Source organism: Micromonospora sp. WMMA1996, assembly GCF_002573675.1.
GTDB lineage: Bacteria > Actinomycetota > Actinomycetes > Mycobacteriales > Micromonosporaceae > Micromonospora > Micromonospora sediminicola.
The window spans coordinates 23,976-37,283 of the sequence record NZ_PDHU01000004.1; the positions used below are offsets into that span (position 1 = coordinate 23,976).

Sequence of the window (13,308 nt, forward strand, 5' to 3'; positions counted from 1 at the left end):
CGGGCCCGGGGTAAACGGGTCGCGGCCGTCGTACCCGCCGCACAGAATCCAGCCATGCTGCGCCGCGCCCTGCCCGCCCGTCCCGAAGCCCGCCGGATCCTGGTCGGCACGCTGCTCTCCGCGGTCGGGCGCGGCCTCACCCTGCCGTTCCTGTTCATCTACCTGACCGACGTACGCGGGCTGACCGACGCCCGGGCGGGTCTGGTGATCGGCTGGTTCGGCGCGGTGACGTTGGCGCTCTCTCCGCTGGGCGGGACGCTGATCGACCGGTTCGGCGCCCGGCGGGTGGTGCTGCCGTGCCTGGTGGTCGAGGCGGTCGGCACCGGGTCGCTGGCGCTGGTCGACTCGACCGCCTCCGCGTTCGGGGTGATGACCCTGGTCGCGGTCGGCAGTTCGGCGATCTGGGCCGGGCAGAACACCATCCTGGCGTCGCTCACCGGTGACGGTGAGCGACAGCGTGTCTTCGGGTTGAACTTCGCCCTGCTCAACCTCGGCATCGGCGTCGGCGGCCTGATCTCCGGCGCGGTGGTCGACGTGGCCCGGCCGGCCACGTTCCAGGCGATCTACGTGCTGGACGCGGTGAGCTATCTGACCCCCGCCCTGATCCTGCTCACCCTGCCCCACGTCGGGCGTCGCCCGGCCACGACCGCGGTCCCGGAGGGCGGCGTCACCCCGGTCAGCGGTGGCTACCTGACGGTGTTGCGGGACCGGCCGTTCCGCCGGCTGGTCGTCTTCGGCCTGGTGCTCACCACCTGCGGGTACGCGCAGATCGAGGTGGGCTTCGCCGCGTACTCGGTGCGGGTGGTGGAGGTGACACCCCGCGTGGTGGCCTGGGCGCTGGCCGCGAACACCGTGATGATCGTGCTCTCCCAGCTGCTGGTGCTCCGCCGGCTGGAGGGGCGCAGCCGCACCGGCGCGCTGGCGACGGTCGGCGCGGTCTTCGCGGGCGCCTGGCTGGTGCTCGGTGCGGCCGGTGTGGTCGGCGGTGGCAACGCGTTGCTCGCGGCGCTCGGCGTGGTGGCCTGCTCGGCGATCTTCGGGTTCGGCGAGACGATGCTGTCGCCGGTGATGCCGGCCCTGACCAACGCGCTGGCCACCGACGAGCTGCGCGGTCGCTACAACGCGATGAGCTCGATGATCTTCGGGATCAGCGGGGTCGTCGGCCCGGTCACCGCCGGACCGTTGATCGGCGCGGCCGACGGGCGGGTCTGGGTGGCCGTCGTCGTGGGCGGCTGCCTGGTCGCCTCACTGCTCGCGCTGTCACTGCGCCCCCTGCTCACCCCCGCGCAGGACGGCCGCCCGGCGCGGGACCCCGAGCCAGTGCCGGCGGCCTGACCTCCCCAGGCTCATCGACCAAGGCGTTCGCGGCACGCTTCGGCACCCCTCCCCGACGCGAACTCCTCGACCGGCACGGACGGCAACGGGCCCCGGAGCAGCGCTCCGGGGCCCGTTGGCGGTGCGGTGCCGTCAGGCGGCGGGAACCTCCGCGGTGGTCCGGATCCGGTCCAGCGCCGGCGCGGACACCGGCGACTTCTCGGTCAGGTACGCGGTGAAGGCGTCCAGGTCGATCTGACCGGTCACCGCGTTGGTGCCTCCGGTCAGGACGCTGAAGCCGTCGCCGCCACCGGCGAGGAAGTTGTTCACCGTGACCCGGTAGGTCGCGGTGTCGGTCACCGGGGTGCCGTTGATGGTGAGGCTGCCCCGGACCACCCGGGTGCCGGCGCACGGGGTGCCGGCCGGCGCGGTGGTGCCGTTGACGTCGACGACGTAGTTCACGGTCGACGACGCGTAGAGCACCCGGGCCACGGTGAACTGCTGCTCCAGCATGCAGTAGAGCTGGGCGCCGGTCAGGTCCAGCGTCACCAGGTTGTTGGCGAACGGCTGGACGGTGAACGCCTCGGCGTAGGTGACCGGGCCGGCGTCGAGGTCGGCGCGGACGCCACCGGGGTTCATGAACGCGGCGACCGCGTTCTGCTCGGTGTCGGTCGCGGCGAGCTGGGCGTCCGCGATCAGGTTGCCCAGCGGCGACTCACCGGTCTGGTACGTCGGCTTGCCGTTCGCGTCGACCCCGGTCTGGTACAGGTTCTCCTGGGTCTTGGTGATCGCGGTGGTGGTCTCGCCGACCACCCGGTCGGCCACCGGGCCGAGGGCGGTCTTGTACCGGTTGATCAGCTCGGTCGAGGCCGGGTCCTTCTCGACGGTCCGGGTGACCACGACGTTGTTGGCCGACGCGCTGATGACGTCCCGGGTACGCGGGTCGATCTTCAGGTTGATGTCGGTGACCAGGCGGCCGAACGAGCTGGCGCTGGTGACCAGCTTGCCGTTGATGTTGCAGTTGTACGCGGCGTGGGTGTGCCCGCTGACGATCACGTCGATGGACGGGTCCATCCGGTTGGCGATGTCGACGATCGGGCCGCTGAACCCGGTGCAGTCGTTGATGCCGCCACCGTTCTGCACACCGCCCTCGTGCAGCAGCACGACGATGCTCTTGACGCCGAGCAGCCGCAGGATCTTGGCGTACTTGTTGGCGGTGTCGGCCTCGTCGGTGAAGCGCAGGCCGGCGACGCCCTGCTGGCTGACGATGTTCGGGGTGCCCTCCAGGGTCATCCCGATGAAACCGATCGGCACACCCTTGACGATCTTGATGCCGAACGGCTGCATCAGCGGCAGGCCGGTCTTGGTCTTGAAGGCGTTCGCCGAGAGGTACTTGAACGTGGCGCCCTCGAACGGGGTGCCGTCGGCGCAGCCGTCCACCGGGTGGCAGCCACCGCGCTGCATCCGCAGCAGCTCGGCCGCGCCCTCGTCGAACTCGTGGTTGCCGACGCTGGCGAACTCGAGCCCGGCGAGGTTCATCTCTTCGATGGTGGGCTCGTCGTGGAACGCGGCGGAGAGCAGCGGCGAGGCGCCGATCAGGTCGCCGGCGGCGACCGTGACCGTGCCCTTGCCCTGCTGCTGGGCTGCCGCGCGCATGGCCTTCAGGTGGCTGGCCAGGTATTCCGCACCACCGGCGGGCTGACCGTCGATGACGCCGCTGGACCCGCTCGGCGGCTCCAGATTGCCGTGGAAGTCGTTGATCGCGAGCAGCTGGACGTCGACCGGCTTCGAGTGGGCCTCGGCCTGGTCGGGGGTGACGGCGACCGCGCTGAACGCGGTCACGGCGAGTGCGGCCAGGCCGACGGCGGCCCGGCGGCGCATCCCGGGGACGGACATGGAACTCCTCGTGAGATACCGGCGCGTGGTGTCCGGACGATGGTTCGCCCGGTGACCCTGATCCGTGCCGTGACAGGGGTCGATCGCGGAAGGCGGCACTCGGGGGAACGCCGCCCCGCCGGGGGTAGCTTCTCATCCACCGGCCCGCAGGTCGACCGGGGCGTCATCCGGAATCCTCGCCCCGCTGGGCGACCCGTACCGGTCTGCCCGACGAGTCCGACATGACGGTCAGGTGAATTCCCGCACGGGGCACGCTGTCGGTCGCAGCGACACCCAGGGCGCCGGCCCCCAGGGACCAGGGAGCCGGCGCCGTCGCTCATGTCACGCGGAAACCGTTGCGCTGGCAACCTTGCTTACCGGAAAAACTCCCGCCGGACCACCCGTCGCGAGCCGAACGGTCGTTCACACCGGACGGACCGGCACCCGAACCGAACTGTCCGAACTCGACTCACCGTCGGAGGGAGGTCCCCCGCCGGCCACCACGCGCAGCGCCGACCGGCTCCACCGACCGGCGACCCCGGGCCGGCCCGCCAGGTAGTCGACGGTCCGCGCGACGTCCCAGCCGTGCGCCTCCCGCAGCCCGCGCGCCAGCATGCCGAGGTAGACCGGCGCCGGCCGGGTCCACGGCACGTCCACCGCCCGGTGCGGGGCGGTGAACGTGAGCATCGGCAGGCCGTCGCGGGTGCCGACCCGCAGCAGCGTCTCGTAACGGCCCGACCCGAGCGTGGCCCGGCCGGTGGTGATCGCCGCGCGGATGCCGGCCAGGTCGGCGCCCGGCGGCCGGTACATCTCCTGCGCCGCGATGTCGGCGAACTGTTCGACCGTCACCAGGTAGCCGCGCGCCGCCGCCCGGCCGGGCAACCCCGGGTCGTAGAACGCCATCCCGCCGGTCCAGGCCCGGGACTCACCGGCGAAGTAGACGCCGCCGGGGATCAGCGCCGCGACCGTCCGCTCCGGTGGTCGGCAGTCCCGGCAGCCCGGGTACGTGCGCAGCCCGCCCGGCGGACGCCCGCCGCGCAGGTACCAGTCGAGCCGCGACGCGTGCAGGTTGGAGCCGTACGCGACATACCAGAGGAGCGGCACGGCGGTCAGAACCAGCAGGTCCGCCCCGCGGCGTGGCTCACCTGGACGGTGTGCGTGACGCAGCCACCGTCGGCCACCCGGTGCAGCAGGAACGCGGTCGGCTCGGCGACCAGGCCGATCTCCTCCTCGTCGGTCATGGTCAGGCTCGCCTGCACCCAGGTGCTCGGCGCGGTGGTCAGCACCGTGCCGGCGAACGCGCTGGTCACCGGGCGGTGCAGGTGACCCGCGGCGACGCGTACGACGTGGGGGTGCCGCGCGACCACGGCGGCGAGCGCGTCCCCGTCGGCGAGCCGGATCGCGTCGGCGGCCGGGATGCCCACCGCGATCGGCGGATGGTGCAGGCACACGACGGCGGGCGCCTCCGGACGGCCGGCGAGCACGCCGTCGAGCCAGTCGAGCTGCTCGTCGCCGAGCCGCCCGTCGGAGCTGCCCGCGGTGAGCGAGTCGAGCACCACGAGCGTGGCGTCCGGATGGTCGACGTGGTAGTGCGCGGAGAACCCGCCGGCCAGGTGGGGGGTGCCGCCGAACGTGTCGAGCAGCGACTCGCGGTCGTCGTGGTTGCCGGTGGCCAGGTGGACGGGCAACGGGAAGCGCCCGACGATCTCGCGGAGGGCGAGGTACTCGTCCGGCCGACCGTTGTTGGTGAGGTCGCCGGTGATCACCACGCAGTCGGGCCGGGGACGCAGGGCGAGCACCGACCCGAGCGCCCGGTGCAGCCCGGAGGCCGGCTCGGCGGCGAGCGGACCGGTGGTCACGTGCGGGTCGCTGAGCTGGGCGATGAGCATCGGCGCCTCCTCGGAGCCCGGGGCCTCCACGCTATCGCCGGCGGGCCGCGCCGCGCAGGCCCGCCCGGTACCCACAGGCCGCGTCCACAGCCTGTGGATAGCACATGTGTACGAAGGTCGACGGCCGCCGCGCTGAGTACATTTGATCGCACCCGACCCCCTCCGAGCAGGAACGACGTGGATCACGAGCGAGTTCTCCGCGACGTCACGGCACGCCTTCCCACGGCGTCGACCGTGCCGGAGGCGTGCCAGTGGACGGCCGCCGCGCTCGCCCGGCACACCCCGGCGACCGCGACGATCCTGCTCCGGGTCCACGACCGGCTCCGGTGCGTCGCGGCGACCGGCGCCTGGCAGGTCTTCTCGCACGTCCCGGCGACGACCGACGGGACGCCGGCCCACCACCGGCCCGAGCCGTCCGTGGTGCGGCGGGTCTACGCCTCCGGGGAGACCGCCGCCGTGCCCGACGTGGCCGCCGACCCCGACTACCTCCCGGTCCGGCCGGACGTCACCGCGGAGCTCTGCGTGCCGGTACGCGACCCGGACGGCCACCCGATCGGCGTGCTCGACCTGCAGTGGAGCGAACCGGTCGGGCTCACGCCGTGGCGGGAGACCGCCGAGCGGCTGGCCGACCGGCTCGGCGCCCGGATCGCGGCGCTCGGCGGCCCGCCGGCCGAGAGCCGCAGCGAGAAGCTGCTCCGGCACGCTGCCGCGTTCACCGCCGCGCCGACGGACTGGGACCTGACGACCGCCGCGATCGCCGCCGCCCGGGACGTGTCCGCGCTCGCCGCGGCCGTGCTGGTGCTCACCGGCCGGCGCGGGCCCCGGTTGAACGCGCCCACCGACACCCCCGGTGAGCTGGAGGCGCGGATCCGGGCCGAGCTGGGTGAGGCCGGGCCGGTCGCGCTGGACCGGATGATCGACCGTGCCCACCGGTACGGCTCGGCGTACACGCTGGGCGAGGCGGGGCACCCGCCGACCGAGGAGTATCTGCCGCTGACCCGGGCCGGCGCGCGCACGCTGGTGGCGGTGCCGGTCGGCACGCCGACCGCCGGCGGGGTGCTGCTGGTCGCCGACGAGCGGCTGCTGCGCCCCGACCCGACCACCGTCAACCTGATCGAGTTGCTGGCCGGGCAGGCGTGGACCTGCCGGGACCGGCTGCGCACGCTGGCGCGGCTGCGCGAGCAGGCCAACTCCGATCCGCTCACCGGCCTCCGGCACACCGGCCCGTTCGGGCAGCGGATCGCCAGCGCCACGCCGGGGCGTACCGCCCTGCTGGCGATCGACGTGGACGGGTTCAAGGACGTCAACGACACGTACGGCCACCAGGCCGGCGACCGGCTGCTGGTGGGGCTGGCCCGGGCGCTGGAGGGCGCGCTGCGGCAGGGCGACGAGCTGTACCGGACCGGGGGCGACGAGTTCGTCGCGGTGATCGAGGTGAGCCGCCCGGAGGAGGCGGTCCGGATCGCCGAGCGGTTGACCGAGGCGGCCCGGCGTACCGGTCGGACGATCAGCGTCGGCGTCGCGCTGCCCCGCCCCGGCGAGACCCCCGAGCGCACCCTCCACCGCGCCGACCAGGCCCTCTACGCGGTCAAACGCCACGGCCGAGACGGCATCCACCTCTCCGCCGCCTGACCACCGCCCGCACCCCCACCCGCCGTCGATCTTGCGGTTCCAGCCCCTGATGCGCGGCATATGTCCACGATGCCCGGGCACGAAGTGCAAGATCGCGCAGGAAGCGGGGGCAGGTCAGGGGGTCAGGCAGTCAGGAGGTCAGGGCCTTGGCGAGGAGTTCGGCGATCTGGGCGGTGTTGAGGGCGGCGCCCTTGCGGAGGTTGTCGCCGGTCACGAAGAGGTCCAGGGCTCTGGGGTCGTCCACGGCGCGGCGGATGCGGCCCACCCAGGACGGGTCGGTGCCGACCGCGTCGATCGGCATCGGGAACTCCCCGGCCGCCGGGTCGTCGACCAGGATCACGCCCGGCGCGTTGCGCAGCACCTCGCGGGCGCCCTCGGCGTCCACCTCGGTGGCGAAGACCGCGTGCACGGCGACCGAGTGACCGGTCACCACGGGCACCCGGACGCAGGTGGCGGAGATCTTCAGGTCGGGCAGCCCGAGGATCTTGCGCGACTCGTTGCGGAGCTTCATCTCCTCGGAGGACCAGCCGCCGTCGGCCAGCGAGCCGGCCCACGGCACCACGTTCAGCGCCAACGGCGCCGGGAACGGGCCCAGCTCGTCGCCGACCGCCTGGCGCACGTCGCCGGCGCGGGACCCGAGCACCCGGTCCCCGGCGATCTTGCCGAGCTGGAGGTGCAGCGCGTCCACCCCGGCCTGCCCCGCCCCGGACACCGCCTGGTACGAGGCGAGGACCAGCTCGCGCAGGCCGTACTCGCGGTGCAGCGGGGCGATCGCCACGATCATGGCCAGGGTGGTGCAGTTGGCGTTGGCGATGATCCCCTTCGGCCGGTTGCGCACCTGCTCGGGGTTGATCTCGGGGACCACCAGCGGCACGTCCCGGTCCATCCGGAACGCGCCGGAGTTGTCCACCACCACCGCGCCGCGCGCCACCGCGACCGGCGCCCACTCGGCCGCCACGTCGTCCGGCACGTCGAACATCGCCACGTCGACACCGTCGAACGCGTCGGCGGTGAGCGCCTGGACGGTCAGCTCCTCACCCCGGCACAGGATGCGGCGACCGGCCGACCGTTCGGAGGCGAGCAACCGGATCTCGCCCCACACGTTGCGGCGGGAGGAGAGGATCTGGCACATCACCGTGCCGACGGCACCTGTCGCCCCGACCACGGCGAGGGTGGGTAACGACGCCATCCGCGCTACCGCCCGGTGCCGGCGTAGACGACGGCTTCGGTGTCACCACCCAGCTCGAAGGCGTCGTGGATGGCCCGGACCGCCTTGTCGAGGTCGGTGTCCCGGCAGACCACGGAGACCCGGATCTCCGAGGTGGAGATCATCTCGATGTTCACCCCGGCGGTGCCGAGCGCGGCGAAGAACCCGGCGGCGACGCCCGGGTGCGAGCGCATGCCGGCGCCGATCAGCGAGACCTTGCCGACGTGGTCGTCGTAGAGCAGGCCCTTGAACTTGACCGACTCCTGGATCTTGCTGAGCGCGGCCATCGCGGTCGGGCCGTCCGCCTTGGGCAGCGTGAACGAGATGTCGGTGCGGCCGGTGCCCTCGGTGGACACGTTCTGCACGATCATGTCGATGTTGATCTCGGCGCCGGCCACGGTGTCGAAGATCCGCGCGGCGGCGCCCGGCTCGTCCGGCACCCCGACGATGGTGATCTTCGCCTCGCTGCGGTCGTGGGCGACCCCGGTGATCAGTGCCTGTTCCACAGGAAGGTCCTCCATCGATCCGGTGACCATCGTGCCGGTGTTGGTCGAGTATGACGAACGGACGTGGATCGGCAAGCCCGCGCGCCGCGCGTACTCGACGCTGCGCAGGTGCAGCACCTTCGCGCCGCAGGCGGCCAGCTCCAGCATCTCCTCGTAGGTGATCTGCTTGATGTGCCGGGCGTTCGGCACGATCCGCGGGTCGGCGGAGAAGATGCCGTCCACGTCGGTGTAGATCTCGCAGACGTCGGCGTGGAGCGCGGCGGCGAGCGCCACGGCGGTGGTGTCGGAGCCGCCCCGGCCGAGCGTGGTGACGTCCTTGGTGTCCTGCGAGACGCCCTGGAAACCGGCGACGATGACCACCGCGCCCTCGTCCAGCGCGCCCTTGAGCCGCCCCGGGGTCACGTCGATGATCCGGGCCCGGCCGTGCACCGAGGTGGTGATCACGCCGGCCTGGGAACCGGTGAACGAGCGGGCCTCGTACCCCAGGTTGTGGATGGCCATGGCGAGCAGCGCCATGGAGATCCGCTCCCCGGCGGTGAGCAGCATGTCCAGCTCGCGGCCCGGCGGCAACGGGCTGACCTGGTTGGCCAGGTCGAGCAGCTCGTCGGTGGTGTCACCCATGGCGGAGACCACCACGACCACGTCGTCGCCCGCCTTGCGGGCCGCCACGATGCGCTCGGCCACCCGCTTGATCCGCTCGGCGTTGGCGACGGAGGACCCGCCGTACTTCTGCACCACGAGTGCCACGACGGTGCACTCCCTCCCAGCGACGACCCTGAGCGTGCCGACGCCGCCGGGCGTTTCGTCCGGCGGCGTGTGTCAGACCTCCTCAGGGTATCGGGCGGGCCACGACGCCGGGTCGGGTGATCCCACCATCCGGCCCCGGCGTGGGGCGGCTCACCAGCCCCGCGGACCACGGACACGCCAAGCGGTACAGCCGTACGGTGGGCTGACCCGGGCCACCACCAGCCAGCAGAATGGGCCGGTGCACGCTCATCGACGCGCGGTTCCGAGGCGGACCGGCGTACTCGCGCTCCTCCTGCCGACGGTGCTGGCCGGATGCGGGGCCGACCCGCCGGCGGTGACCCCGACGGGCGACGCCGACCCGGTCCCGGTGCAGGTCGACGCCGCCCGCGACGAACTGGCCGGGGTGGCCGCCGCCGCGCAGGACCGACACTTCACCGCCACGTACGCCTTCACCCCCACCGGGGGCACTCCCCGCACCGTCGCGGTGACCAGCGCCGACGACGGCAGCTGGCGGGTCGACGTGCCCGGCTGGGCGCACGACGGCACGGTGGACGTCTCGCTCGCCGCCACCTCCGACGGGCTGTTCCAGTGCGTTCTCCCCTCCGCCGGCCGGGCGGAGCCGGCCTCCTGCGTACGTCTCGGCGACGCCGACGACGCGGTGCCCCGCCGGCTGGACCCCCGGGTGCAGCACCCGTTCACCGACTGGCTGGAGGTGCTCACCGACCGGCGGGCCCCGCTGGCGGTCTCCCCCGCCGCTGCGCCGACCGGCGTCACCGGCAGGTGCTATGCCGTCGACTCGACCTCGGCCTCGATGAACGCCCCGCTGGACGTCGGCATCTACTGCTACCGGGAGGACGGCACCCCGGTGGCGGTCCGCGCCGCGTTCGGCATGCTCACGCTGACCGGTGAGCCGGGCCCCGCGCCGGCGACGGTGGAGCTGGCCGGTGCGGTGGGCTACAGCGAACCGGTCGGCCGGGACGCGCCGGAGCCGACAACGTCGTAGCGCTTTGTCCGTTACGGGTGCCCTTGACCACATCTGGCGACCCCCGGGCGGCCCGATGACACACCCCTCGGGAAGTCTGTCCCCATGGCCGACCTGACCCCGCTGCTCGCCTTCCGGTGGAGCCCGCGCGCCTTCGACCCCGACGCGCGGCTGAGCACCGACGAGGAGGCCACCCTGCTGGAGGCCGCCCGGTGGGCCCCCTCCGCGGGCAACGCCCAGCCGTGGCGGTTCGCGCTCGGACACCGGCAGGACGAGACCTGGAAGCACATCCTGGTCGGCCTGCCCGACGCCGACCAGGGCTGGGCCCGGCACGCCGCCGCCCTGCTGCTCGCCGCGCACGCCGGTGACGACCCCGAGCGGAGCGCCTACGACCTGGGCCAGGCGGTCGCCCACCTCACCGTGCAGGCCACCGCGCTGGGCCTGCACGTACGCCAGCTCACCCGGCTCGACCGGCCCCGCCTCGCCACCGAGCTGGACCTGCCCGACGACGTCCGGCCGCTGGTGGTGGTCGCCGTCGGCCGCCTCGGTGACCCGGCCACACTCCCGCCCGACCTGTACGCCCGGGAGACCGCGCTGCGCCGCCGGCGCCCCCTGCCCGCCCTGCTGCTGCGCTGAGCCTCGGACGATCGACCGTCGTGGCGCCGGCGGCCGGTGATGCCGGGTCAGACGCCGCGGGGGGCTCGGAGCAGAGCCGCCCCGACGTCGGTGTTGCGATAGAGCACGTGCCGCCCGACCCGGCAGCGGGCGACCAGCCCGGCCGCGTGCAGCGCGGTGAGGTGCTGGGAGACGTTTCCCGCCGACATCCCGGTCAGCCGGGCCAGGTCGGTCGTGGTCACCGCCGAATCGAGCAGGTGCAGCAGCGCGGCCCGGCCGGGGCCCAGCACCCTGGCCAGCGGGTCGCCGGGCGGCGGTGTGGCCGCCTCCCAGAGCGTCCCGACCGCCCGGACCGGATACGCGCCGGCCGGCAACGAGTCCTCCAGCAGGTTCCACAGCACCCGCCGGTCGGTGAACACCGTCGGGTTGAGCGCCAACCCGCGACCACGCAGGTCGAAGTCCCGCTCGAACGGATCGTCGCTGACCAACCGGTCGCCGAGCCAGCGCAGGCTCGGGTGGAGCTGCCCGAAGAACCGGCCGGCGCCGCTCTCGGCGAGCTGGGCCGCGCGGTACGTCACGTCGGCGTCGAGCAGCGCGCGCATCCGCGGCCAGTCCGGGGCGATCGCCTCGTCGAACCAGACCCGCACCGCGTCGACGAGCTGCGGCAGCAGCCCACGGGGGTCGGCGAGCAGCGCCAGCCCGAACGGACTCAGCGGCCGGCGCGGGGTGGTCGCCATCAGGTCCCGGACCACCACGGCCGGCGGCGTCGCCGCGATCTGGTCGAGCTGCTCGGCCATCTCCACGTTCGGGCGGGCCGCCGGGGTGAGGAAGTCGGGCAACGGGCAACCGCGCCAGGTCAGCTCCGTCAGCGGTCGGACCCGGGTGGCGACCTCGGGACGGCGCAGGGTCACCCGCGCGCGGTCGATCCAGGGCAGGTGCACCGGATAGCGGACCGGGTCGGCCAGCGCCCACATGCTCATGACCGTCTCGTTGACCGGCGACACGGCGAGCCGCACACCCGCCACGTCCGCCAGGCTGAAGCGCAACTCGGACACAGGCACCCCCGGAGCAGGATTCGGCCCAGCCTAAAAGGCTCGACCGGTCTCGTGGGGGGACGGTTCACTTCCGAGCCATGGGGGCCAGAGACACCATCCGTACCGCCGTCCGAAACGTCGTACCGCCGGCCGGGCTGACCCGCGCGCTGGCCGTGCAGGCCATGGTCGGAGCCGTCGGCAGCGGCCTGTTCCACGCCGGCAGCGCCGTCTTCTTCACCCGGGCCCTCGGGCTCAGCGCCGCCCAGGTCGGGCTGGGCCTGTCCATCGCGGCAGGCGTGTCGCTGCTCGGCACGGTGCCGCTCGGCGGGCTCACCGACCGGTACGGGCCGCAGCGGGTCTGGGTGGTCGGGCTGGTGCTGAACGCCGCGCTCTTCGCGACGTACCCGTTCGTGGGCGGCTTCGCGGGCTTCCTCGCCGTGGTGGTGGCGCTGGCGGCGGTGGACGCGTCGACCGGGGTGGCCCGTCAGGTCTACTCGATCAACGCGCTCCCGCCGGCCGAACGGGTCACCGCGATGGCGTACCAGCGGTCGTCGTTGAACGTCGGCTTCGGGCTGGGCGCGGTGATCAGCGGCCTGGTGCTGGCGGTGGACACGATCGAGGCGTACCGGGGAATGGTCTGGTTCATCGCGACGGTCTTCCTGGTCACGGCCCTCTTCATTCGACGACTGCCCCGACTGCCGCAGGTGACCCGGCCGGTGGAGCCGATGGGTCGGCTCGCCGTACTGCGGGACCGGCCGTTCATGGCGGTGTCCCTGCTGTCCGGGCTGCTCACCGCGCACGGGGTGCTCTACCTGACGGTCATGCCGCTCTGGATCCTCACCCACACCGACGCCCCGAAGACCGTGATCGCCGCCCTGGTGCTGCTCAACACGGTCCTGATCGTGCTGCTCCAGGTACGTGTGAGCCGAGGTGCCGACACCGCCGCGGGCGCGGCGCGGGCGTCCCGCCGCGGTGGCCTGCTGATCGCGCTCTTCTGTCTGGTCCTGCCGATCTCCGGGGTCACCCGGGGCGCGCTCACCGTGGTGGTGCTGGTGGCCGCCGCGACGCTGCTGATCCTGGCCGAGCTGATCGAGTCGGCGGGCACCTGGGGGCTCACCGCCACGCTTCCGCCGGACGACCAGCGCGGCGCGTACGTGGGGGCGCTGCGGCTCGGCGAGCAGGTGCAGTACCTGATCGCGCCGGCGGGGCTGACCGCGCTCGGTGTGACGACCGGCGGCTGGGGCTGGTATCCGACGGCGGCGATCTTCGTGCTGGTCGGGTCGGCGATCGTGCCGGCGGTGGCCTGGGCGGAGCGGACGCCCCGGCTGGGCGGAGTGCCGGAGTCCACCGAAGCGGTGACTCCGGTCCCATAGTCCGGACCAACCTTCCCACCACCCGTCCCACCACGTAGGGTGACCCTGTCATGTGGCAGGCGTACCTTCTCCTTGGCTGCCGCGACGAGGCCTGACCGGCCGGCACCTCGTCGCGGAGTTGAACCGCGCCGTCC

The 13,308-nt window shown here is 73.4% G+C and carries 11 protein-coding genes; 5 read left to right on the top strand and 6 right to left on the bottom strand.

All coding sequences use genetic code 11. The features are described from left to right. Positions 1 to 54: 54 nt before the first annotated feature. Positions 55 to 1,335 (top strand): MFS transporter, encoded by a 1,281-nt coding sequence (locus tag COO58_RS24395; protein ID WP_098747423.1) that lies wholly within the window; start codon positions 55 to 57, stop codon positions 1,333 to 1,335. Between the two features lie 132 nt (positions 1,336 to 1,467). Here the strand turns inward: COO58_RS24395 and COO58_RS24400 are convergent, their stop codons facing one another. From COO58_RS24400 to COO58_RS24410, 3 genes are all read right to left on the bottom strand, one after another. Further along, positions 1,468 to 3,210, bottom strand: coding sequence for a bifunctional UDP-sugar hydrolase/5'-nucleotidase (locus tag COO58_RS24400; protein ID WP_091568486.1), 1,743 nt, complete (start codon positions 3,208 to 3,210; stop codon positions 1,468 to 1,470). A 402-nt stretch (positions 3,211 to 3,612) separates the two neighbouring features. After that, positions 3,613 to 4,293: a histone deacetylase gene (locus COO58_RS24405; RefSeq protein ID WP_091568483.1), complete on the bottom strand. Its 681-nt coding sequence runs from the start codon at positions 4,291 to 4,293 to the stop codon at positions 3,613 to 3,615. Positions 4,294 to 4,298: 5 nt separating this feature from the next. Continuing rightward, entirely contained in the window at positions 4,299 to 5,078 is a 780-nt protein-coding gene (locus COO58_RS24410) for a phosphodiesterase (RefSeq protein ID WP_098747562.1), read from the bottom strand. Positions 5,079 to 5,255: 177 nt separating this feature from the next. Here COO58_RS24410 and COO58_RS24415 point away from each other — a divergent pair, with 177 nt between their 5' ends. After that, on the top strand, positions 5,256 to 6,710 hold the full coding sequence (locus COO58_RS24415; protein ID WP_091568479.1) for a diguanylate cyclase: 1,455 nt from the start codon (positions 5,256 to 5,258) through the stop codon (positions 6,708 to 6,710). A gap of 130 nt (positions 6,711 to 6,840) precedes the next feature. On the opposite strand, the gene COO58_RS24420 is transcribed toward COO58_RS24415, so the two are convergent. Then, positions 6,841 to 7,899: an aspartate-semialdehyde dehydrogenase gene (locus tag COO58_RS24420; protein WP_098747424.1), complete on the bottom strand. Its 1,059-nt coding sequence runs from the start codon at positions 7,897 to 7,899 to the stop codon at positions 6,841 to 6,843. A 5-nt stretch (positions 7,900 to 7,904) separates the two neighbouring features. After that, complete coding sequence (locus COO58_RS24425) at positions 7,905 to 9,170, bottom strand: aspartate kinase (protein ID WP_091568473.1); 1,266 nt, start codon at positions 9,168 to 9,170, stop codon at positions 7,905 to 7,907. Between the two features lie 238 nt (positions 9,171 to 9,408). Between COO58_RS24425 and COO58_RS24430 the strand changes: the two genes are divergently transcribed. Together COO58_RS24430 and COO58_RS24435 are read left to right on the top strand one after the other, a co-directional pair. Next, a complete protein-coding gene (locus COO58_RS24430; RefSeq protein WP_098747426.1) occupies positions 9,409 to 10,173 on the top strand; it encodes a hypothetical protein in 765 nt (254 codons plus the stop codon). An 84-nt stretch (positions 10,174 to 10,257) separates the two neighbouring features. Beyond that, positions 10,258 to 10,788, top strand: a complete 531-nt coding sequence (locus COO58_RS24435; protein WP_091568465.1) for a nitroreductase family protein — start codon at positions 10,258 to 10,260, stop codon at positions 10,786 to 10,788. Positions 10,789 to 10,835: 47 nt separating this feature from the next. On the opposite strand, the gene COO58_RS24440 is transcribed toward COO58_RS24435, so the two are convergent. Continuing rightward, positions 10,836 to 11,822 carry a MarR family transcriptional regulator gene (locus COO58_RS24440; RefSeq protein WP_098747427.1) on the bottom strand — a complete coding sequence of 329 codons (987 nt, stop codon included), beginning with the start codon at positions 11,820 to 11,822 and terminating at the stop codon, positions 10,836 to 10,838. A 77-nt stretch (positions 11,823 to 11,899) separates the two neighbouring features. Here COO58_RS24440 and COO58_RS24445 point away from each other — a divergent pair, with 77 nt between their 5' ends. After that, positions 11,900 to 13,174 (top strand): MFS transporter, encoded by a 1,275-nt coding sequence (locus COO58_RS24445; protein WP_098747429.1) that lies wholly within the window; start codon positions 11,900 to 11,902, stop codon positions 13,172 to 13,174. The last annotated feature ends 134 nt before the right edge of the window (positions 13,175 to 13,308 follow it).